We start from the raw sequence: 23055 nt of genomic DNA, 5'->3' as shown, positions 1-23055 counted from the left end.
AGTTAATGAGGAAAGTAAGTATGCTGTTAGCTGTCAGTTTAATTTTTAGCATGGTTGGATCGTACATTCCCTTTTATGAAAACGCTATCCTTAAGGTAGAAGCTGCTGCGGTGAACCTGATGACGAATGGAAGCTTCGAGCAGACAACCACAACAACGGATGCCGCCTGGAGCGGTGTCACAAGTCCTGTCCCTGTTGGCTGGGGGCTATGGATTCCAACCGGGAGCGGAAAAGCTCCGAATAAAACGGTGAACGTCATGCTGGATTCAACCACGTATCATGAAGGGAGCAAGTCGATTTTGTTTGATGCCTTCGCAACAAGCCGAGTATCTGTGAATCAAAGTGTCACGACAGTAACTGCCGGCAAATCTTACAGACTTAAAGTGTGGGTAAAAACCGACAACGTAACGGGCGCAGGGGCTTACTTCAGAACGCAATACTATAACACGAGTAAAGTTGGAGACGGTCCTGCTTCTGCCAAGTTGTTAGGTACGAAGGATTGGACTTTACAGCAAGTATTTATGACCATACCAGCGGGTGTCACGAGGTTGGTCATTGAACCTTTCCTTGAAACGGGCAAAGGAAAAGTATGGTTTGACGATATTAGTTTGGAGGAATATAACGGGATTACGGGAATTGCTTTAGATCAAACCGCCTTTTCCATGGCCAAAGATGCAACAGTAACGATTACACCGACGCTCACACCAGCGAACACAGCGGACAAAACAGTTGTCTGGAGTTCCAGCAATCCGAATGTAGCAACAGTGGACAGTAATGGAAAAGTAACCGGAGAAGGGTTAGGCTCGGCTACAATTATGGTCTCGACACCAGATGGAACGATAAAAGCTCAATGTCTTGTTAACGTAGAATCTGCTGAAACGATTCAATCTTACAGCGAGCTGCGTCTGAAATGGTATGGCAAATTAACGGGTGGCACTTCGTACAATACGGCTGATCCGGATATTGCCGCTAACCTTACTAAGTTAGCCGGTAGCGTATCGAATGAAAACTCAACCGGGCATTGGGATACGCTGAATAAAGTTGTGGGTCGTTCTTATTTGTGGAACGATCTGTCCAGCGCGACGGATTCGGCTCAAATATCTAATGCTTATGGCAGGCTGAAGGCCATGGCGCTCGCTTATTCTGTTCAAGGTTCAAGCCTGTATCAGAATACGGCGCTGCGAGATGACATCATCAGTGCGTTGGACTGGATGTATGCTAATCGATACAACGAAAACAAAAGTGAGTACGGCAACTGGTGGGATTGGGAAATCGGAACGCCGCAAATTCTGAACGATACGATTGTGTTGATGTTCGCTCATTTGACACCGGCGCAAATAAGCAAGTATATCAAAGCCGTCGATCGTTTCGTTCCAGATCCGAAGAAGAGAACACTCAACAATGTAACGGAAACCGGAGCTAACCTGCTCGACAAAGCATTGGTCGTTACGATGCGTGGTTTGATCGGAAGCAACAGTGCGAAGATCACACAAGGACTTGATTCCATCGGTCCGGAATTTGTTTACACAGATCATGGAGACGGTGTTTATGAGGATGGTTCACTTGTTCAACACACCAACATCGCGTACACAGCGGGGTACGGTGCAGTATGGCTCAATCGTGCGGCCGATATGACGTTTTTGTTGAATGGTTCACCATGGCCGGTAGCGGATCCTAACGTGAATCATGTTTACGATTGGGTATCGGATACGTTTGAACCCGTTATTTATAAAGGACTCTTTATGGATATGGTGAACGGCAGAGGGATCTCTAGACAAAGCTCAGGAAGCGCTAGAGGCACGATTGTTACCTTACTTCGTTTAGCCGAGGGGGCACCTGCGGACGTAGCATTATCGATTAAGCGAATGGCCAAAGAATGGATTCAGTCGGATACGACATATGCCAATTATTACGAGGGATTGCCGATTTACGAGCTGTCTCTAGTCAAAAAATTGATGAACGATGCTTCGATCCAGCCTCGAGGAGAATTGCTGAAAAACCAAGTGTTTGCTGGTATGGACAGAGTTGTCCATTTACGTGAAGGATATGGTTTCGGGCTCAGTCTGTTCTCAAACCGGATCTCTGCCTTTGAAAAGGGCAATAATGAGAATCTGAAGGGCTGGTATACGGGCATCGGGATGACTTTTTTATATGATCACGATCTTACCCAGTACCGCAATGATTTTTGGCCCACTGTGGATTCCTTCCGGCTGCCTGGCACGACAACGGATGGATCAGGGAAAGGTACGACGCCCGTCGAGTGGAAAAGTTATATGAATCCGAAAACATGGGTCGGCGGCTCGTCCATCGATAACCTTTATGGTGCAGCTGGTATGGATTTCTCACTTGCCCAATCGACTGGAAGCAATCTACAGGGTAAAAAATCTTGGTTTATGTTCGATGATGAAATCGTCGCATTAGGTGCCGGTATTTCGAGCACGACAGCCGGACCGCAAGCGGTGGAGACCATTATCGATAACCGCAAGTTAAACGATGTGGGAGATAATGCGCTCACGATTAACGGAACCGTGAAGTCGAGCCAGCTCGGGTGGTCGGAAACGATGGGAGACGTGAAGTGGGCTCACTTGGCCGGAAATGCGCCGGGTTCTGACATCGGCTATTATTTTCCTGAGGGTTCTAATGTGTTTGGTTTACGCGAAGCGAGAACCGGTGCCTGGAAAGATATTAATAGCGGACAATCGGGCACTCCGATCACGCGAAATTATTTAAGTTTAGCCTTTGAACACGGGGCAACGCCATCGAATGCATCTTATTCCTATGTCATGCTGCCTCATAAAAATACAGCGGATATAGCGCTTTATAGCAGCGCTCCTAATGTTGAGGTGCTGAGCAATACAACGGACGTACATGCGGTCAGAGAGAAAAAGCTAGGTATTACGGCGTTGAATTTCTGGAATCCGGCATCGGTTGATTTCATTTCCGCGCAAAATCCGGCATCCGTGATGGTGAAGGAAACGGACAGCGAATTGACCGTAGCCGTCTCCGATCCGACGCAGCAACAAAGCACCATTTCGCTTGAACTGAACAAGGCAGGCTTATCATTGGTTCGTTCGGATGACACGGTTACGGTTGTGAAGACGATGCCTTCCTTAAAACTGAATATTGCTGTCACAGGATCTTTCGGCAAAACGCATGTCGTCACATTTAAAAAGGACACAGCAGCGCCGGTTACGGCAACTAACGCCAAGTCTGATTGGCAGCGTACTGCGCAGTTGGTGACATTAACAGCGAGTGATGATGACAGCGGTGTGCAGAAGACGTTTTACAGTTTGGATGGAGGCGCCTTTGTGGAAGGGAACAACATCGTTGTTGCTGAAGAAGGCATACATCAAATCCAGTTCTACAGTATCGATCATGCTGGAAATCAAGAAGCAATCCAAACGGCAGCAATCATGATCGATTCAGCAGCTCCCGTCATCGTTCCTACCGTTACGATGGATGTCTATTGGACCGATGACGGCAGCCTGCAATTCGATATCTCCGATCCGGTGAGCGGCGTGGCAAGCGAGTCTCTTGAGTTGGACGGTGTTCCAATAAACCACCCTTATTCGTTTAGTCCGTTATCACTTGCAATTGGCGAACATGCGGTGAAGGTAGAAACGGTTGATAAGGCAGGGAACGAAACTGTCGCAGCATACTTGCTGAAAGTACGGATGGATATCCATCATTTGGACGAAGCTGTTCACTACGCTTACCAACAAGGCTGGATCACCAATCAGGGCATATTGAACAGCTTGCTATCGATGATAGATAAGATTCAACGGGAAGATGATGAGAATCAGAAGAAAAACGAATGGAATGAATTGGAGAATCACATTCGTGCACAATCTGGCAAAAAGATTGACGCCGTGTTTGCGGAACTATTATTACAAGCCATCGCACAGTGTAAATCCTAACATGTGTTGAGACACGGAACCCGACTTTGTCCGATTGGACGAAGTCGGGTTTTTCTTGAAAACTGGCGATTAAGCGCTTGAAATGACTGGAGATTGCAAGAAAATAATCGGAGGAGATGGGAATTTAGATAGGCAAGTGACGAAAGTCGTTCTTTTTTTGTAAATATGGCTAATGTTTTTAGAAATACTCTATTGCTTTGGCGAAATAATCAGTTTTCTGAATGAAAATCAACATGCCATTCCTCATTTTACTCATATTTATGCCAGAGGCGTTCCATTAATCTAAGGGAAGAGATGCATCTCACCATAAAATTACTGGAGGGTCAATGAATGAAGAAAATGTTAGCTTCAACTATGACTGTCTTGATGATGGGCACTATGATTGCTTGCTCCTCTCAGACGGGATCTACACCTAATACTACGAAAGAAACGCAATCTCCATCCGCGAACAACGCTGTTACGACATACCCAATCAAAACCGATAAGACACTGACCTATTGGGGCGAGCTAACCGGCAATTTAACCGGTGTTAAAACAACCCACGCTGAAGTTCCTTTCTTTCAAGATTGGCAGAAAAAAACGGGCGTGCAGCTCAAGTTCTCCGCACCGCCGACGGGTCAGGCCAAAGAGGCTCTTAATGTCATGTTGGCATCCGGGGATTTGCCCGATATCATCGAATATAATTTCCTTACTTTCCCTGGTGGACCTGAGAAGGCGATTAAGGATGGATACATCCTTAAATTGAATGATTTGATCGACAAGCATGCGCCTAACCTTAAGAAATTTCTGAAAGACAATCCCGCAATTGACAAAATGGTAAAAACCGATAGCGGCAGCTACTATGCGTTTCCTTTCATTCGGGGAGATGAGTATCTGCAAGTATTCCAAGGTCCAATTATTCGCAAAGATTGGCTGGACGAGGTAGGTCTTCCTGTACCAGAAACGATTGATGAATGGACAACGGCCCTTAAAGCGTTTAAAGAAAAGAAAGGAGCAGCTGCACCTCTTTCTTTCATCAGTAAACCGAACTTTTTCAATGAATCTTATAATGGCGCGTTTCTAGGGGCTTTTGGGGTTAACCGCCATTTCTATTTGGAAAATGGAGAAATCAAATTCGGTCCTGCGGAGAGCGGATACAAAGATTATATGGCATTATTCAGCAAATGGTATAAAGAGGGCTTGCTGGACAAAAATATTGCCACTGTCGATTCGAAAGCGTTGGATGGAAACTTCTCCACAGCTAGCACGGGAGCAAGTATTGGGAATGCTGGAGGCGGTATTGGGAAATGGCAGCCGATTGTCCAAGCGAAAGATCCGAAAGCACAATTGGTCGCAGCTCCTTACCCAGTGTTGAAAAAAGGAGATATCCCTAAATTTGGTCAAAAGGATAAACCGTATTCCTCTGGAGGGATTGTGGCTATTACGACGAAGGCGAAAGATGCGGAACTCGCGACGAAGCTGCTGGATTATGGTTATAGTGAAGCTGGACGCATGTTTTTCAACTTCGGTACAGAAGGCGTTAGCTACAATTTAGAGAACGGTTATCCGAAATATACAGATTTATTGATGAAAAACCCAGATAAATTAGCTCCGGCGCAAGCAATGTCCATGTACGTTCGCGGCAGCTATAACGGTCCGTTTATCCAAGATAAACGATATGCCGAGCAATTCTTTACATTGCCAACCCAGCGTGAGGCGATCAATGTTTGGAAGAAAACGGATACAGATAAGTATAGTCTGCCTCCGCTTACGCCAACGCCGGAAGAGAGTTCGGAATATGCAAAAATCATGAGTGACATTAATACGCTGGTAGATGAAATGACCTTAAAAATCGTTCTTGGAACTGAATCCGTCGATCAATATCCGAAATACTTAGATAAAATGAAATCTTTGAAGTTGGATCGTGCGATTGAAATTCAAAAGGCAGCTTTGGATCGTTATAACAAAAGATAATGCGGAACAAAGTGGAGAGAGCTTTGCTCTCTCCATCCATTCAGAATGAGGTGAGGGAAAAGATGGAGACTACGCAACCGCACAAAAGTATGGTACTAGCAAAGAAAAAACCGGGCATAAATCGATATGTTCGTGATTTTATAATGAATAAATACTTGTATCTGATGATGGTTCCTGTGCTTGTTTATTATATTATCTTTCATTATGCCCCTATGTATGGAGCACTGATTGCATTCAAAGAATATTCGCCCATGAAAGGTATTCTAGGCAGCGAGTGGGTAGGATTTAAGCATTTTCAAGATTTTTTCAGCAGTTTTTACTTTTGGCGCATTTTAAAAAATACGCTTGTTATCAGTTTGTACTCCTTGGTATTTGAATTCCCAGCGCCGATTATTCTGGCCTTGCTAATCAATGAAGTGCGCAGCAAGATGTTCAAGCGTGTGGCTCAGACCATTACGTATATGCCTTATTTTATTTCACTTGTTGTCATTTGTGGGATTATAACTGATTTTACGAATGCAGATGGTGTGATCAACAAGATCTTTATGACGTTTGGATATGATGGCCAGACGATGCTTCAGAAGCCTGATTTATTCCGTCCTATTTATATTCTCTCGGAGATTTGGCAGCGAATTGGTTGGGAGTCCATCATTTATATTGCGGCATTAATGGGTATTGATACCGAGCAGTATGAAGCTGCGCGTATGGACGGAGCAACCAGGTGGAAGCAAATCATTCATATCACCTTACCAGGCATCATGCCAACGATTGCTATCATGTTCATATTGCGAATGGGGAATTTATTAAATGTAGGATTCGAGAAAATTATTCTCCTTTACAATCCGGTCACTTATGAAACCGCGGATGTCATTTCTTCCTTTGTCTATCGTAAGGGGTTACTTGAATTCGGTTGGAGTTACAGCTCAGCAGTCGGCTTATTTAACTCTGTAATCAATCTTATTTTATTGGTTACAGCCAATTATATCAGCCGCAAAGTAAATGAAAGCAGCTTATGGTGAGGTGAAGCAAATGAATAAGGGACCTAGTATAGTTGAAAGATTGTTCGATATTGGTATTCATCTCATTTTAATAGTGCTAGTGGTTGCTACTTTATATCCATTGTTATATGTCGTCTTCGCATCCTTTAGTGAAGCAGGTCAGCTCGTGGCTCACAAGGGAATTCTGTATAAATCCTTAGGTTTCAGTTTGGAAGCGTACAAAGGTGTCATGAAAAACCCAGGCATTCTGATCGGATACCGCAATACGCTATTTATCGTTGTGTTCGGTATTTTAGTGAATATTTTGATGACAGCTTTAGGGGCTTACGTGCTTTCACGGAAAAATGTCATTTGGAATAAAGCATTTATGCTGATCATCGTTTTCACCATGTTTTTTCACGGGGGCTTAATTCCTTTATATCTGGTTGTGAAGAATGTTGGCCTACTGGACTCGTTGTGGGCTACGATTATTCCATTTGCGATCGGTACCTTCAATCTCATCATCATGCGTACGGCGTTCATGTCTGTACCCGATAGTTTAGAGGAGTCGGCCAAGATTGATGGAGCAAATCATTTCACCATTTTGTTCAAAATCATTATTCCGCTTTCCATGCCGGTCATTGCGGTTATGATTCTCTATTATGCGGTTGATAAATGGAATGCTTGGTTCTATGCTTCTGTATTTATTAAAAGCAGAGATCTGTTCCCCTTACAACTTGTACTCCGTGAGATATTAATCTCGAATTCTACAGACGGAATGTCAGTAGGTGCAGATGCGGGAGATCGACATCAAATAGGTGAAACGATTAAATATGCGACGATTATCGTAGCTACCGTACCTGTGCTTTGTATCTATCCTTTTGTTCAACGTTACTTTGTAAAAGGGGTTATGGTAGGTTCTTTGAAAGGTTAAAACCGAATAAAATCGGGTTAAATAGAGCTTTTGTCAATCGGTTTTGTCATTTTGGACATTCCTCCCTTTGCAATCAGAGGTATAATAGAGGTAAGTGGAGACAATCCCTTCAGACATTCATCTACCATTCAATGGGAGGAGATCCATGTGAAGATCCGATTTCTTTGGCAGAAACGAAAAAGCATTATTTTTACTTGGTTAATTTCATATAGCGCGGTGTTGTTCGTACCTATGATGATGAGCTGGATTATTTATATGCAATCAAGTGAAGCACTAAAGAGCGAGATTCATCGTGCGAATGATTCTTTATTGAAACAAGTCCGATATACGATTGATAATCAAATCGATTTAATGAAACGATTGAATATGGAGGTCACTTGGAATGCTAAGCTTCAAAGCTTAATGTACTCCAATCTACGGTCAAACGACGATCAGTTCCTCGCTTTTCAATTGGTGAAGGAATTTAGGATGTACCAAACGTCATATGCAACGATCGATGAATTTTATGTCACTTGGGATCAGGAATCATCGATCCTCCGTCCGGGAAATGTTAGGGACTTAAAGACTGCTTTTGATACGATTCATAACACAGGAACGCTTCGCTACGAGCAATGGCTCGATACGATACATAATGCGGCTAATAACCAATTTCTCTTATTGCCTCGCGCGGATGCGGCGAATTCTCAAAACTCAATCGCTTATATCGCACACCTGCCTAAGGATTTGAACGGTAAACAAACGGGTACCGTCGTCGTCATGGCAGATATAGAAAAATTTCAGAAGTCGATGGAAACAATCTCAGGATTTAGTGGCGGACAGATTTTAATTCTTAATCATGATAATCAAGTTCTTCTTTCCAATTTACCTGTGTCGGTCAATAAGAACCTTATTTTGGAGCAATTGTTGGATAGGGATGATGTGATGTACAAGCCGGCGCAGAATGGGGATTCAGAGCTATTTTATATGCAATCTGCCGTGTCTGATTTGAAATATGTTTTGGTTATTCCTAGTCGTATTTATTGGGAGAAAGCAGAATATGTCCGTAAATTCACCTATATTAGCATTTTAATAAGTTTAATGGGAGCAGGCGTATTGACATGGTTTTTTATGCGCCGCAATTATTCGCCTATTCAGCGGCTGGTTCAGTCGCTTTCTGATAAGAATTCCACCCAGGAACGGCCAGATGGCAATGAACTTAACTTCATCCAAAGAGCAATTTCACAAACAAGAAATGAAAAAGATAAAATAGCTTTACAATTACAATCCCATCACCATGTGCTGCGATCCAATATGCTCAATCGGCTTCTGAAAGGGAAGATGGATACACTGATTCCATATGAGGAAGCTTTCAAATCGTTCCATATTGATTTAATCTCTACTGATTTTGCTGTCATTTTATTTGCTGTTGAGAATCAGGACAGCCTTTCCACCAATTTGCCGGGAATGGATATGAATGAAAGAAGGAAACTCATACAGTTCATTATAACCAATGTCGTGGAAGAACTTGTTGGGCAGCGTGGGCATGCGGGTTATGTGGCTGAAGTAGATGATATGATGGTCTGTCTTGTGAACTTTGCAGATATCGAAGCTGTTGAAATGAAGCAGGACCTTCATTGGATTGCCACAGAAGCACAGCGGTTTTTAATTCGATTCCGCATGGATCTTACGTTATCCATCGGCGGCATCCATGGCTCCTTGTTTGGAGTCGCCGAAGCGTATAGTGAGGCGTTGGATGCCATGGAATATAAGATGGTTCGAGGGAAAAGAGAGATCATCACCTATGATGAGATTCGAATCGATTCCACGGATCAGCAACAGCTGGGCTATTATTATCCGCTTCAGGTCGAGCAGCAGATTATAAATCTGATAAAAGTTGGCGATTTTGAACAGGCTAGTGCTAGTATGAACGAAATTATGGAGCGGAATTTCAATAAGCCCCTCGTGTCACTAACCTTGGCTAGATGTCTCATTTTCAATCTTGTCGGTACGATGGTGAAGGCGATCAATGAACTAGGAGACGGTGATAGCCGTATTTTAGAAGACAATCCATTGTGGATGGATAAGATCATCGCCTGTGATACGATACTGGAAATGCAGCATGAACTCCAAACCTTGCTCAAAGAAGTTTGTGCGTTTGCAGCTGTGAAAATGGAGACGAACTTGTCCAAAGAGCGCGCAGAGACGCTGCGTGAGCTTATCTCCAAGGTGACTCATTACATCGACGAGCATTATCAGGATTCTAATTTAAATGTGAATACTATCGGTGAACGCTTTGAGTTAAAAGGTAGTTATCTCTCTAGATTGTTTAAGGATCAAACGGGTGAGGGACTGCTCGATTACATTACAAAGGTTCGCATTCAGCAAGCCAAACGCATGATCAGCTATAAGCAAGACTCCATATCCGATATTGCCAATTATGTGGGTTACAATGAGGTTGCGACGTTCATTCGCGTGTTCAAAAAGTACGAGGGGATTACTCCCGGGAAATTCAAGGAAATGAACTGATTCACGCTAGGTATTAAGGCAATGGAGGGTAACCAGATGAGTAAAAGACGTATAAGTACCTCAATCCTATTGTTCATGTGGGTAATTACCCTGTTGTTATCGGCTTGTACTTCTGGAAATAACTCCGCAAAGTCTGCAGAGGAGCCGAATAAAGCTACTACCAAGGTAGGACAACCTGACCAAGGCAAGAAGGCACTATCCTATTGGTCTGAACTTAACGGCAACGCTGCGAGTGTAAAGCCGAACATTCAGGACATACCGTTCTTCCAAGAATGGCAGAAGCGGACAGGGGTACGGCTGACTTTCATTCAACCGCCATCGAATCAAGCGAAAGAAGCGATGAATGTCTTATTAGCGTCAGGCGATTTGCCCGATATGATGGAATATGAATGGGATAACCATCCTGGAGGACCGGAGAAGGCGATCAATGACGGTTATATTTTGAAATTGAATGATCTCATAGACAAACATGCGCCGAATCTAAAAAAATACTTAAGTGAGCACCCGGAAATAGACAAACAGGTCAAAACGGACAACGGTAGTTATTATGTGTTTCCATTCATTCGGGGCGATGAATTGCTTCGAACCTATCAGGGGCCTATCATCCGTCAGGATTGGCTTCAAGAGCTTGGTCTCCAGACGCCGACTACAATTGATGAGTGGTATACCGTTTTAAAAGCGTTTAAAGAGAAGAAGGGAGTCGCTGCTCCCTTGACCTTCTTAGGTGTTCCCAATCCGTTATTCGGCATTGAAGGCGGTGCTTTCGTGGGTGCCTATGGGATCAAGAAAGGGTTCTACTTGGAAAACGGCCAAGTGAAGTATGGGCCGATGGAAGAGGGCTATAAACAGTTTCTCGCTACTTTTCGCAAATGGTATGCAGAAGGGTTGATTGACAAAAATATCGCTACAGTGGATACCAAAACGTTGGATGCCAATATGATTTCAGGAAGAAGCGGGGCAACGATATGGAATGCTGGCGCAGGTATTGGCAAATGGCAGCCCATCGTTCAGGACAAAGAAAAGGCTGCATTGTTAGGGCATGCACCTTATCCGGTGTTGATAAAAGGCGATAAGCCTAAGTTCGGGCAGCGGAGCTATGCGTATGTGGGGACAGGCGGGGTTGCCATTTCAAGCAAAAGTAAGAATGCTGAAGCAGCTGCGAAGCTGCTGGATTACGGATATAGCGATGAAGGGCATATGCTTTTCAATTTCGGGATTGAGGGAATTAGTTATAACCTGGAAGGCGGATATCCGAGATATACGGATTTAATTTTGAAAAATCCTTATAAACTCGCGCCATCTCAAGCCCTTTCGATGTATAACCGGGCTAGTTACTTCGGTCCTTTCGTCCAGGACGTTCGTTATATGGAGCAATATTACACATTGCCTCAGCAAAGGGAGGCCATTCAAGTTTGGGCAAATACCGATGTTGACAGTCATATACTCCCGCAAATGCCGAAGACAGAGCTAGAAAGCGCAGAGCTCTCCTCCATCATGATCGATGTTATGACGCTTGTCGACGAGATGTCGTTAAAAATCATACTTGGCGTGGAGCCTTTGGACACCTTTGACACCTATGTGAGTAAAATTAAAGCATCCAAAATTGATCGTGCCATTCAGATCCAGAAGTCAGCTTTAGATAGATACTATAAGCGTTAAGACCAATTATAAGTCCCCGTAAGAGAGAGGGGACTCTTTCTTATGACCGTCAGTAAACGCTTACATTATATTGATTGATTTATTAAGGGGGTGATCAAACCGTTCGGACAGCCAGAAATGGACATAAGAGCTTGAAAAAATCGAAAAATGGAGGCTCATTTGATGAAAAAGAAGCTCGCTTGGAAGTTGTTAGCAGTAGTATGGATGTTTATGTTAGTTCTGTCTTTTGTTGTGCCTATTGAATCGGCAAATGCAGGGACACCTTGGAGAAGCTCGTTATATCCATCTGAATGGAACCCTGGGTTTAAAGATGTGCAAGGCCGATTTCTTCATGACTTTTCGTATGCGGGCTATTGGAGAGGTGAGAAAAGCATCCCGTCCACTCCGCCAGGCGCCACCTATAACGTTGTAACTCAATATGGGGCAGATTCAAGCGGAACCAACGATTCTACCAATGCCATTCAGAATGCGATTAATGCGGCAGGTGCTGCTGGAGGCGGTATCGTTTATTTACCTGCGGGAACTTATCGTGTTAAGCCGCAAGGAACAGCCGCAAGTGCCCTCTGGATTAATAAAGACAATGTCGTGCTCCGGGGCTCAGGTAAAACATCAACGTTCATTTACAATGATTCTACGAGTATGCGGAATAAAGCAGTCATTCGTATCTCGCCTGTAACGTCGGCGGATTGGTTTACGCCAACGAATACCCCTACTTCCATCCGAAGTGATGTGCAGCCGCAGGCGATGACAATTCCCGTTAATAGTGTCAGCGGGTATAGCATCAACGAATTTATCATCGTGCACTCCGATGCTACGGATGCTTTCATTGCGGATCACGGTATGACCGGCAAATGGGATGCATCTTTGAAGGGGCCGACGTTCTACAGGAAGATTACAGGTATTGATGCTTCTGCCAATAGGCTTACTCTCGATATTCCTATTCGATATACGTTGAAAACAAGGGATAATGCACGCGTATATAAGGTAGGCGAAGCCGTTGCAGAGGCAGGAATCGAAGATTTGTCCATCGGCATGAAGCAGCATACGGGAACAGGCTGGGGAGATTTGGACTTTAATGTAACAGGCACAGGTGCTTACGATGTGCATGCTTCTAAGGCGATTACGTTCGCAAATGCCAAAAATAGTTGGGTAGATAACGTAAATAGCTACAAGCCTAGTTCGAATAGCGGGGATTATCATTTGTTATCCCATGGTATTTCACTCTTTCAATCCAGAACGGTCACCGTCCAAAATACACATTTGCAGAAGCCGCAGTATAAAGGCGAAGGCGGAAATGGGTATATGTACATCATGCAGGGATCGGATAACCTGGTGCAACATGCTACAGCGACGAACGGAAGGCATAACTTCACTTTCCAATACTTGTGGACGAGCGGAAACGTCATCCACAACAGCACATCGAACTTTCCCCGTCTCGCCTCGGATTTTCACATGCATTTAAGTATGGCGAACTTATTTGATAACATGACAATGAACGGAGACTTTATCGAAGCTGTGTATAGACCGTATGGAACGATAGAGCATGGATGGACAACAACCCAATCGGTAATCTGGAATACGAACGGTATTGCCTATGCCGCTGGTCAATCGTCCATTGTGAAATCAAAGCAATTTGGTCAGGGCTATGTCATAGGAACCAGGGGAGCAGCGAACGGTGTGACATATACAGTACCAGCCTCGGATGGCTCCGCGCCACAGGATCTGGTAGAGGGTATCGGTACAGGATTGGATTTGGTGCCGCAATCCTTGTATTTGGACCAAAAGGCGAAAAGAAGCTTCGGACAGCCTGCAAATCTCTTAACAAACCCCGGGTTTGAAACAGGAGATTTGACAGGATGGACGGAATGGCACAATGGAGCGCTTGCGCAGAAAGTGGACACGGATTTACCACGGAGTGGAAGCTATAAACTGACCCATTGGGCGTCGACTAATTACCAACAAATAACGGCCCAACTGAAGACAGTGCCAAACGGACTCTATTCGGCTAGCGTATGGGTACGCTCCAGCGGAGGACAAAATGCGTTACAGCTATACGCTAAAAACTACGGTGCCGCTGAAATTGATGCCGTTATTGGAACGAGTCCAATACCGAATTATACGAAATATACGATAGACAACATCCCGGTGACAAACGGCCAAGTTGAGATTGGCATATGGCATGACGCCAACGGCAATAACTGGGCAGCATTCGATGATTTTGAGTTAGTGAGAAAGTAACATAACAATCGTTCTATTGGGATCAAAAGGCGAGGAGAGGCTATTAAGCCAAAGGGCCTCTCTCGCCACCGTAAAGTCGAAAAGAAGACGGAGACATGCCGGTAATTGATTTGAAGTGCCGACTGAAGTAATGGACGGAAGCGTAGCCGAGTTTGCTGGCAACAACCTCTACTTTTTCTTCCTCTAGCAGAAGCTTCTTCGCTAATTGGATCCGTTTACGAATCATGTAGGGTTTCGGCGAGACGCCCATCACTTCCTTAAATAATTGGGCAAAATAGGCATGGTGATAACCGCACTGCTGGGCTAGCTCTGATAAGCTCCACGGATGTTGTGGATGCTCACTGATCATCTGCAGCGCCGGTCCAATCATGCTTCGCTTCGAGCTATCAAGCGCTGAAATTTCTAATTCTTGGCGAACAATTTCAGCTAATACTTGCATCAGAAGACTTCTTAAAACGAGCGAATAGCCGGGCTCCTGTTCTTTGTATTCCTGAACAATCTGATACAGCAACCGTTCTCCCGTGACTAGCCTGAAATGCTCTGGAATGCTGACGCTGCCATAACCCTCAACTTCAATCGTGAACGGCAGAGGCGAGTCAAATGGCGGTCCGCCTGCAAAGCGTTCCAGCTTAGCGCCAGGGTGAACAGGCTCTGGAGACACTCGTTGCCAATCGAAGTGCAGGCTGATGAACGTTGCTGCTCTGCTCGGATGCACGGATAACATATGCGGCGTTCCCGATCCATAATAAGCACATTCGCCGGGAAGCAGCGAGTACATATTGGCGCCTATCCACAAATCCATTCGACCAGATACAACGTAAACAAGTTGGCAATCAGGGATCGTACGGGGGCCAAAAACGAAGCCTGCCGAAACTTCTCTCTCCACATTTGCATAGTTCACTGTAGGGAGTAATAAGGCTATCGGCCCGAGCGGGTGTGTAGGTTCCATCTGGCTTGCTCCTTCGTCGATTTGTTATTCTAAGCTACTTCGCTGCTCATGGCCAAAAACCTTTGAAAAGTGCAACTAGTTCTAATCTTTACGGCAACGACTAGTGAACCGTATGCTGATACACTTGATCTTGTAAGCCGAAACATCGGCTACGACAATGAGCGGACGGGGGATTAGGCATGCTGACAGCGGAGCAGGTACAGTTGTTTGAACGTGACGGTTTTGTTAAGGGCGATGTTGTGCTGAATGACGAGGAAGTTGAGATTCTGCGTCGTGAGCTGGATCTTGTATTGGAAGGGAAGACCGTTAAGAAACCGGTACTGAATCGCAACTTGGCTTCAGAGAGCAGTGAATATGGCATGAGCATGGAAGCCAGTGAAACAATTGTTCAGGTTGTTAACATCTGGATGGCCAGCGATGTCTACTTGCAGCATGCAGCTAACCTCGCGTTATGCGAGGATGTTGCACGGCTCGCCGGTACGGACACACTGCGCATATGGCACGATCAAATTCAATACAAGCCGCCAGTCACAGGCGGACCTACGAAGTGGCATCAGGACCATCCGCTGTGGCCGATCATCAAGCCTGCAGAGCTAATAAGCGCATGGGTGGCGCTGGACGATGCTGTTGTTGAGAACGGCTGCATGTGGATGGTACCCGGCAGTCATCAATGGGGAGATCACCAGCGGCATTTGCTTCACGGGGCTGACCATATGCCGAAGCATAAGCGTCCTGAACTGCTGCCTGAAGGTGTGGAGATTAAGCCGGTTCCGTTCGAGATCAAGAAGGGTCAGGTTGGCTATCATCACTGCATGACATGGCACGGCTCACTGCCGAATCAATCGCAGATGAAAAGGCGTGCCATTGCAGTCCATTATATGCCGGGACATATTCGTTATGAGCCTGTAGGCAATCATCCCATGAATAAGCATGTTCATGTTCAACCAGGCGAACTTTTGACCGGAGACGATTTTCCGATTGTTTATAAGAAGTAACAAAGAATGATGGGGCAAGTTCTATGAATTGTGACCCTATTCTTGGACACTTAAAAGAATGACTCTAAATTAAGCGGTTAAAAGATGGCTCCTCGGGGTCATCTTTTTTTAATGTCCATTGATACCGATAGCATATAATGAGTTATTGTCGTTCAGCAACTTCGTTGGGCTACCGTGATTACCAATGTTGTAGTTTAATTCACACGTGTAATCCTCCACCTTTCTTATTCATGATAATAAACGTTAAAAGTCCCCAAAAAGGTCACTTTTTCAGAGTGTCCATCTTTCGGGTCACACAGCACTAATCTTGCCACATCATTTATTATGTTTAACTTTAATTGCTGTTTTTGAGTGTGTCACAAATAATGTTATATAACAATTAAAATATTTTAAAGTTGTTATTGCATAATTGTTTTGTTTAGTTATACAATATAACTTATAAACACAATCTGTATTGGTACAATGGTTCATATGTTGAAGGGAGAGATGGTTATGAGTAGTTTAGCATCGTCGATGGAGTTTGAAAGAAGGAAATTCACAAACCTTCGCGCCTATGATTTTCAGCGGTCTGTTGCAAAACAAGAAGTTCATAAGGAACACGATGAATGTGGTGAAACTGCTCTGTATCCATTGTCTCCATTGTCTTTAACACTGTACTATGCCTTTGATAATGATGTGGAAGTGGGATAATTGGCTGACTGCGCAACTTATAAAATGAAAGTAAAGCCTACCGAGTTTTCGGTAGGTTTTTTATTGTTATAGTATATTAAAAAAAGTAATTAATTTTATAAAACAGTATTGAACATTATATAGTTATGTGTTATATATTATATAACAAAAACAAAACTGTATTAATACATTAGAGGAGGAAACAACAATGGATTGTCCAACATGCCAAGGTAATGGAGATTTAGAGGAAATGAGAAGTACAGATGAGTATTTTCACAAAGAGGGGTCGCCAATCCATTTTGGTCAGGATCGTGTACTCTGGCCCAACACTTGTCCGATTTGCGGCGGCAGCGGATTTCTAGACGTATCCTTTTAACAAACAAAACCCAAAGGAGTGCAAAGGATCATGAGCAAACAAAGTCAAAGTGAACAACTGCAAGCAAGCTGGAATTCCAAGCGATTCGAAGGGGTGTCTCGACCTTATTCGGTAGAGGATGTGCTTCGCCTTCGTGGCTCCGTAATCATTGAACAGACACTAGCTGAGCAGGGAGCTCGCAAATTCTGGGAGCGGGTTAACGATGAGGACTTTGTACCTGCACTTGGCGCTCTAACGGGAAATCAAGCTGTGCAGCAAGCAAAAGCAGGACTTAAAGCCATTTATTTAAGCGGTTGGCAAGTTGCCGCCGATGCGAACTTATCCGGTCATATGTATCCCGATCAAAGTCTTTACCCAGCTAACAGCGTGCCTAGCGTTGTGAAAAGAATTAACCAAGCGCTGCAGCGCGCCGATCAGATCCAGCATGCGGAAGGCAAGGGAAGCATTGACTTCTATCTCCCCATTGTGGCAGACGCGGAAGCTGGCTTCGGAGGACCACTTAATGTGTTCGAGCTGATGAAGGGCATGATTGAAGCGGGTGCCGCTGCTGTCCATTTCGAGGATCAGCTCTCCTCCGAAAAGAAATGCGGTCATTTAGGCGGCAAAGTGCTGCTGCCAACGCAGCAAGCCGTAAAAAATCTTATCGCAGCAAGGCTGGCAGCCGATGTGATGGGCGTGGAGACGGTGCTAATCGCTCGAACAGATGCGAATGCAGCAAGTCTCCTGACGAGCGACATTGACGAAAATGATCGACCGTTTCTAACTGGCGAACGATCACCCGAAGGATTCTTTTATGTCCATGCAGGCTTGGATCAAGCGATCTCACGCGGTCTTGCATATGCACCATATGCGGATATGGTCTGGTGTGAAACCTCGGAGCCAAACCTGGAGGAAGCAAGACGCTTTGCGGAAGCGATTCATGAGCAATTTCCAGGCAAATTGCTCGCCTATAACTGCTCTCCTTCATTTAACTGGAAGAAAAAATTAGATGAACCTACGATTGCGAAATTTCAACAAGAGCTTGGCAAGCTGGGTTATAAGTTCCAGTTCGTGACATTGGCAGGCTTCCATGCTTTGAATCACAGCATGTTTGAACTCGCTCACGATTATAGAGATCGTGGTATGGCGGCTTACTCTCAGTTCCAACAAACGGAATTCGCTAGTGAATCTCGCGGTTATGAAGCGACGCGCCATCAGCGCGAAGTAGGTACGGGCTATTTCGATGAGGTTTCCCAAGTTATTACGAGCGGAACTTCTTCCACTACTGCGCTTGCCGGCTCCACAGAAGAGGAGCAATTTGCTCATTAATAGCCATGCCAGAAGGTTTAAGGAGATGAGGTTATTGATCGATCAAACCATGCTAAGGGGAATTGAAATCGAACCGACTTCTACGGAGGGGCAGAAGATTCTCACGTCGGAAGCATTAGCATTTGTAGCACATCTTGAGCGTACATTTGGAGCAAAACGCCTAGCGCTGTTGCAGGAGCGCAACCTGAGGCAGAGTCGTATTGATGCAGGTGAGCTGCCGGGTTTTTTACCAGTAACTGCACGGATACGCAGCAGTGATTGGACGATAGCACCGATCCCTGCGGATTTGCAGGACAGACGCGTCGAGATAACAGGTCCAGCTGGCGACCGTAAGATGGTCATTAACGCGTTTAATTCTGGTGCTTACGTCTACATGGCAGACTTCGAAGACGCCAACTCACCAACGTGGAACAATACGATTGATGGTCAAGTGAATTTGTATGATGCTGTTCGTCGAACGATCGCTTTCACCAGTCCGGAAGGGAAAAGCTACAAGCTACAAGCTCAGACGGCAGTGCTCAAAGTTCGCCCTCGCGGTTGGCACTTGGAGGAGAAGCATATGCAGGTTGATGGGCATCCTGTATCAGGTTCGTTATTTGATTTTGGTCTATTCTTTTTCCATAATGCAAAGACACAGATTCAGCAAGGAAGCGGACCTTATTTTTACTTGCCTAAGCTTGAGAGCCATATGGAGGCACGTCTTTGGAATGAGGTGTTTCTATTTGCTCAAAAGGAGCTTGGTATTCTGCAAGGTACGATTAAAGCTACGGTGCTCATTGAGACGATCGTCGCTGCCTTTGAAATGGATGAAATTTTGTATGAACTTCGTGAGCACAGCGCTGGCCTGAACTGCGGACGATGGGATTATATCTTCAGTTATATTAAAAAGCTGCAGAAGCAGCCGCACGTCATCGTTCCAGACCGTGCTCTCGTAACAATGGAATCTCCGTTCATGAATGCTTATTCGCTGCTCGCCATCCAGACTTGTCATAAGCGGAATGCGCCTTGCATTGGAGGCATGGCTGCACAAATTCCGGTGAGGAATAATCCGGAGGCAAATGAAGCGGCGATGACGAAAGTAAGAGCAGATAAGCTGCGCGAGGTGAGAAATGGTCACGATGGCACATGGGTGGCTCATCCCGGATTAGTCCCTGTGGCAAAAGCGATATTCGATAAGTATATGCCGACGGCCAATCAAATTGACAAGCACCTTTCTGATACCCAAATTACCGCTGAACAATTGCTAGAGGTGCCGCTGGGGCCGATAACAGAGAATGGGATTCGGACAAACGTCAGCGTCGGCATTCAGTATTTGGAAGCTTGGCTGCGTGGTTTTGGGGCTGTACCCATCAACAACTTGATGGAAGACGTGGCCACAGCGGAAATATCACGTGCACAGCTTTGGCAGTGGATCCACCATCCACTAGGAATTTTGGATGACGGGCGTAAAGTAACGGCAGAGCTATTCCAACAGATTCAAGTTGAAGAGATAGCAAAGATCAAAGAAAAGCTTGGAGAAGAGGCATTCCACCAAATGAAGTTTGACCTTGCGAATGTTCTATTTACCCAGATGACGGTTTCACCTGAATTTGAAGCCTTTTTAACCGACCAAGGGTATCGATATTTGCAGTAAAAATGATGTTGTTCAACGTAAAGGCGTGCCGTCCCAACCGGTACGCTTTTTATTATTTCCTCATGGAATTGCCTTCTGTACATATGATAGTATCGATCAATCTTTGGAGGAGGCAATCTATGCATCCCTATCCTGTATATCCATTTATCGATTACCAAACAGAGACGGTTTACAAGCCTGTAGAATTCCCCCCGCAGCACCAAGATCAAGTCCCGGGACTAGAGTACCTTATGACGCCGAGACCGATATTCGATTACCCTGGTTATGTCGGCAGCGGAAAGCTAAGAGGTAAAGTTGCCATTATTACCGGGGGTGACAGCGGATTCGGTCGTGCAATTGCGGCAGTTTATGCCAAAGAAGGCGCCGATCTGGCGATCGTTTATTTAAATGAGCATCAGGATGCCGAGGAAACCAAGCTCTACGTTGAGCAATTCGGCATCACATGTATTCTCCTGCCCAGAGATCTTCGTAATCCTGCGAATGCGGCTGACATTATTGGTGAAACGCTGCGTCATTTCCAAAGGTTGGACATTTTGATTAACAACGCTGCCGTACAACCATTCACAGCCAGCATCATGGACGTTTCCGACGAACAGCTCGAAAACACGTTTCGAACCAATGTGTTTCCCATGTTTTATTTGACGAAGGCAGCATTGCCATATTTGAATCAGGGGAGTTCGATTATTAATACGGCTTCACGAGTCGCTTATGAAGGGGATAAGAACGTTATCGATTACGCAGCATCCAAAGGAGCCATTGTAAGCTTTACGCGCACGATGGCATTGTCTCTCGCCGATCGAGGGATCAGGGTCAATGCAGTTGCTCCCGGACCGGCATGGACTCCTCTCACTGTCAGCACGTACTCCGAGGAACATGTGGCCACCCTAGGCACAGGCATCCCGTTTGGGCGCGCCGCTCAGCCTTTCGAGGTAGCACCCGCCTATGTCTATCTTGCCGCCAACGACTCAATGTTTATCACAGGCCAGGTGATACACGTTAACGGAGGAATGATTCGATATTCGTGAAACCGTTTTTATCGCGAAGGGGACTTCATACAACAGCGTAGGCTCGGTCAGGTGACATGAGCCACGCTTTTTTATGTTCCTTTTGAAACATTTTTGGAGGTTTGATGTACAGAAGTTTAAAGGAGTGTTAATCCTTGTTAATGAGGATCGCATCATTAAGGGCTTCTGTCTTTTTTTATTTGGATATACTATAATTATTTCAATGTTATAGAACAGTTCAGCGAGGTGTGAACCATGAGCACGGGCCATTCGGAGCTTCATACGAAGCATGAACAAATTACGAAATATATTGAATCCTTGGCTGTAGGCACCAAGCTGTCCGTTCGGCAAATCGCTCAAGATCTGGATGTGAGTGAGGGAACGGCTTATCGTGCCATCAAGGAAGCGGAAAATATCGGTCTAGTGAGCACCAAACGGCGGATCGGCACGATTCGCATGGAGAAGAAAGAAGAACCCGTCATTGATAAATTAACGTTCGCGGAGATCGTGAATGTGGTGGAAGGCGTTGTGCTGGGTGGTTCTTCGGGTATACATAAGTCCCTGAACAAATTCGTGATTGGCGCGATGCAGCTGGAGGCCATGCTGAAGTATATTGAAGCAGGCAATTTGCTTATTGTCGGCAATCGTGTACAAGCACACATGTGTGCACTAAGTCAGGGCGCTGGCGTATTGATTACCGGTGGATTTGATACCACGCCTGAAGTAAAGGAGCTTGCAGATGAGCTGCAGCTGCCTATTATCGGCAGTTCATTCGATACATTCACGGTTGCCACGATGATTAATCGAGCCATGGAAGATCGCCTCATTAAGAAAAAGATTATGATCGTCGATGACATCGTGCGCAAAGACAGCCCTATTTATTCGCTGATGACTGCTAACACGGTCAAAGACATGCAAAAGCTGGTTGAGGAAACGACGCATACCCGTTATCCTGTCATCGATGACCATCAGGTGCCGATTGGCATGATCACGACCAAGGACATCATGGGCGCGAAACCGAATCAGCTCATTGGCACCTTGATGACACCTAATCCGTTGATGATTAACTTGAAAACGTCGGTAGCATCAGCTGGACATACCATGGTGTGGGAGGGTATTGAGCTGCTGCCCGTCATCGATACCGATCGCAAGATGATCGGTGTCATTAGCCGTAAGGATGTTATGAAAGCGATGCAGCATATGCAAAGGCAGCCTCAGAACGCAGAAACGTTTGAGGTACAGATTTATTCGGGGATCGACGAACTTCGAGATGAGGAAGGCAAGCTGTATTTCCAAGGAACGGTTACACCGCAAATGACGAATTTTGAAGGTTTGGTCTCCGAAGGTGTACTGACAACGATTATGATTCGTGCAGCTTATCGCACGGTTCAGGAGCACAAGAAAGGCGATCTCATTCTGGATAGTTCTTCCAGCTATTTTTTAATCCCGCTGCAAATCGATGACGTCATCGAAATCGTACCCTCAATCGTGGAGATGAGCCGTAGATTTTGCAAGATTGATATGGAAATCAGGACGAACGGTACTAGAGTAGCTAGATCCATGTTTACGGCACGTATCTTATAATCGACCAAATAGCGCACACACGTTTCTCTAATTCGATCCGAATTAAAGAGAGCTGTCCCACAAGTAGACATAATAACTACTTGAGAGACAGCCCTTTTTTTCATATAAAAAGAAGATGAGGATACTTCTTATTTACGTGAGGCTATCTTCATCAGCACTACCAGATCGTTCTGTCCGTGCTTCTGCTAATTGGGCATGTGCTTGGTCGAGTTGTTCGTGCGCTTGCTGAACAGCCCTTCTTCGATGGTTACTAATCGATTGTGCTTGATTCAGTTCGCTTAGTGCATCAGCTACCGCATTATGGGCTTCCATTTCTGCACTTTGTTGTTCGGATTGTTGGTCAGACATGGCATA

At 45.1% G+C, this 23055-nt stretch carries 16 protein-coding genes; 14 read left to right on the top strand and 2 right to left on the bottom strand.

The genetic code is table 11. The annotated features are described in order from the left end of the window. Positions 1-5 precede the first annotated feature (5 nt). The 7 genes from QFZ80_RS21185 to QFZ80_RS21155 all read left to right on the top strand — a co-directional run bounded on the left by QFZ80_RS21185 (position 6) and on the right by QFZ80_RS21155 (position 14183). Positions 6-3917 carry a polysaccharide lyase family 8 super-sandwich domain-containing protein gene (locus tag QFZ80_RS21185; RefSeq protein WP_307560855.1) on the top strand — a complete coding sequence of 1304 codons (3912 nt, stop codon included), beginning with the start codon at positions 6-8 and terminating at the stop codon, positions 3915-3917. Positions 3918-4247: 330 nt separating this feature from the next. Beyond that, the gene (locus QFZ80_RS21180; RefSeq protein ID WP_307554436.1) at positions 4248-5870 is read left to right on the top strand and encodes an extracellular solute-binding protein; all 1623 of its coding nucleotides are present in this window, start codon (positions 4248-4250) and stop codon (positions 5868-5870) included. An 89-nt stretch (positions 5871-5959) separates the two neighbouring features. Continuing rightward, entirely contained in the window at positions 5960-6889 is a 930-nt protein-coding gene (locus QFZ80_RS21175) for an ABC transporter permease (RefSeq protein WP_307556068.1), read from the top strand. Between the two features lie 10 nt (positions 6890-6899). Further along, complete coding sequence (locus tag QFZ80_RS21170; protein ID WP_307560853.1) at positions 6900-7781, top strand: carbohydrate ABC transporter permease; 882 nt, start codon at positions 6900-6902, stop codon at positions 7779-7781. 147 nt (positions 7782-7928) lie between these two features. Then, on the top strand, positions 7929-10286 hold the full coding sequence (locus QFZ80_RS21165; RefSeq protein WP_307560851.1) for a helix-turn-helix domain-containing protein: 2358 nt from the start codon (positions 7929-7931) through the stop codon (positions 10284-10286). A 36-nt stretch (positions 10287-10322) separates the two neighbouring features. Continuing rightward, on the top strand, positions 10323-11945 hold the full coding sequence (locus QFZ80_RS21160) for an extracellular solute-binding protein (protein WP_307554441.1): 1623 nt from the start codon (positions 10323-10325) through the stop codon (positions 11943-11945). A 162-nt stretch (positions 11946-12107) separates the two neighbouring features. Continuing rightward, positions 12108-14183, top strand: coding sequence for a glycosyl hydrolase family 28-related protein (locus tag QFZ80_RS21155; protein ID WP_307560849.1), 2076 nt, complete (start codon positions 12108-12110; stop codon positions 14181-14183). A gap of 43 nt (positions 14184-14226) precedes the next feature. Here the strand turns inward: QFZ80_RS21155 and QFZ80_RS21150 are convergent, their stop codons facing one another. Beyond that, positions 14227-15132: a helix-turn-helix domain-containing protein gene (locus QFZ80_RS21150; RefSeq protein ID WP_307560847.1), complete on the bottom strand. Its 906-nt coding sequence runs from the start codon at positions 15130-15132 to the stop codon at positions 14227-14229. 179 nt (positions 15133-15311) lie between these two features. Here QFZ80_RS21150 and QFZ80_RS21145 point away from each other — a divergent pair, with 179 nt between their 5' ends. From QFZ80_RS21145 to QFZ80_RS21115, 7 genes are all read left to right on the top strand, one after another. Then, positions 15312-16127: a phytanoyl-CoA dioxygenase family protein gene (locus tag QFZ80_RS21145; protein WP_307554447.1), complete on the top strand. Its 816-nt coding sequence runs from the start codon at positions 15312-15314 to the stop codon at positions 16125-16127. A 492-nt stretch (positions 16128-16619) separates the two neighbouring features. Continuing rightward, positions 16620-16817 carry a hypothetical protein gene (locus QFZ80_RS21140; RefSeq protein ID WP_171640581.1) on the top strand — a complete coding sequence of 66 codons (198 nt, stop codon included), beginning with the start codon at positions 16620-16622 and terminating at the stop codon, positions 16815-16817. A 187-nt stretch (positions 16818-17004) separates the two neighbouring features. After that, positions 17005-17172, top strand: a complete 168-nt coding sequence (locus tag QFZ80_RS21135; protein ID WP_307560845.1) for a hypothetical protein — start codon at positions 17005-17007, stop codon at positions 17170-17172. A gap of 30 nt (positions 17173-17202) precedes the next feature. Beyond that, a complete protein-coding gene (gene aceA, locus QFZ80_RS21130; RefSeq protein WP_307554451.1) occupies positions 17203-18480 on the top strand; it encodes an isocitrate lyase in 1278 nt (425 codons plus the stop codon). 49 nt (positions 18481-18529) lie between these two features. Continuing rightward, entirely contained in the window at positions 18530-20113 is a 1584-nt protein-coding gene (gene aceB, locus QFZ80_RS21125; protein WP_307556070.1) for a malate synthase A, read from the top strand. A 119-nt stretch (positions 20114-20232) separates the two neighbouring features. Then, positions 20233-21138 carry an SDR family oxidoreductase gene (locus tag QFZ80_RS21120; RefSeq protein WP_307554452.1) on the top strand — a complete coding sequence of 302 codons (906 nt, stop codon included), beginning with the start codon at positions 20233-20235 and terminating at the stop codon, positions 21136-21138. Between the two features lie 234 nt (positions 21139-21372). Continuing rightward, on the top strand, positions 21373-22701 hold the full coding sequence (locus QFZ80_RS21115; RefSeq protein WP_307560843.1) for a DRTGG domain-containing protein: 1329 nt from the start codon (positions 21373-21375) through the stop codon (positions 22699-22701). 132 nt (positions 22702-22833) lie between these two features. Here QFZ80_RS21115 and QFZ80_RS21110 read toward each other — a convergent pair whose 3' ends face one another. Beyond that, positions 22834-23049, bottom strand: a complete 216-nt coding sequence (locus QFZ80_RS21110) for a hypothetical protein (protein ID WP_307554456.1) — start codon at positions 23047-23049, stop codon at positions 22834-22836. Positions 23050-23055: the final 6 nt, after the last annotated feature.

This window comes from Paenibacillus sp. V4I7, from assembly GCF_030817275.1.
Lineage (GTDB): Bacteria > Bacillota > Bacilli > Paenibacillales > NBRC-103111 > Paenibacillus_E.
The sequence above is the reverse complement of the archived record's forward strand: the minus strand, read 5'-3'. Positions and strand labels throughout refer to the sequence as shown.

Bases quoted from the DNA above. Each gene is read 5' to 3' on its own strand.
- QFZ80_RS21110 (WP_307554456.1), bottom strand. From the start codon at position 23,049: ATGTCTGACCAACAATCCGAACAACAAAGTGCAGAAATGGAAGCCCAT.
- QFZ80_RS21115 (WP_307560843.1), top strand. From the start codon at position 21,373: ATGAGCACGGGCCATTCGGAGCTTCATACGAAGCATGAACAAATTACG.
- QFZ80_RS21120 (WP_307554452.1), top strand. From the start codon at position 20,233: ATGCATCCCTATCCTGTATATCCATTTATCGATTACCAAACAGAGACG.
- QFZ80_RS21155 (WP_307560849.1), top strand. From the start codon at position 12,108: ATGAAAAAGAAGCTCGCTTGGAAGTTGTTAGCAGTAGTATGGATGTTT.
- QFZ80_RS21140 (WP_171640581.1), top strand. From the start codon at position 16,620: ATGAGTAGTTTAGCATCGTCGATGGAGTTTGAAAGAAGGAAATTCACA.
- QFZ80_RS21170 (WP_307560853.1), top strand. From the start codon at position 6,900: ATGAATAAGGGACCTAGTATAGTTGAAAGATTGTTCGATATTGGTATT.
- QFZ80_RS21160 (WP_307554441.1), top strand. From the start codon at position 10,323: ATGAGTAAAAGACGTATAAGTACCTCAATCCTATTGTTCATGTGGGTA.
- QFZ80_RS21175 (WP_307556068.1), top strand. From the start codon at position 5,960: ATGGTACTAGCAAAGAAAAAACCGGGCATAAATCGATATGTTCGTGAT.
- QFZ80_RS21180 (WP_307554436.1), top strand. From the start codon at position 4,248: ATGAAGAAAATGTTAGCTTCAACTATGACTGTCTTGATGATGGGCACT.
- QFZ80_RS21150 (WP_307560847.1), bottom strand. From the start codon at position 15,132: ATGGAACCTACACACCCGCTCGGGCCGATAGCCTTATTACTCCCTACA.
- QFZ80_RS21185 (WP_307560855.1), top strand. From the start codon at position 6: ATGAGGAAAGTAAGTATGCTGTTAGCTGTCAGTTTAATTTTTAGCATG.
- aceB (WP_307556070.1), top strand. From the start codon at position 18,530: ATGCTAAGGGGAATTGAAATCGAACCGACTTCTACGGAGGGGCAGAAG.
- QFZ80_RS21135 (WP_307560845.1), top strand. From the start codon at position 17,005: ATGGATTGTCCAACATGCCAAGGTAATGGAGATTTAGAGGAAATGAGA.
- QFZ80_RS21145 (WP_307554447.1), top strand. From the start codon at position 15,312: ATGCTGACAGCGGAGCAGGTACAGTTGTTTGAACGTGACGGTTTTGTT.
- aceA (WP_307554451.1), top strand. From the start codon at position 17,203: ATGAGCAAACAAAGTCAAAGTGAACAACTGCAAGCAAGCTGGAATTCC.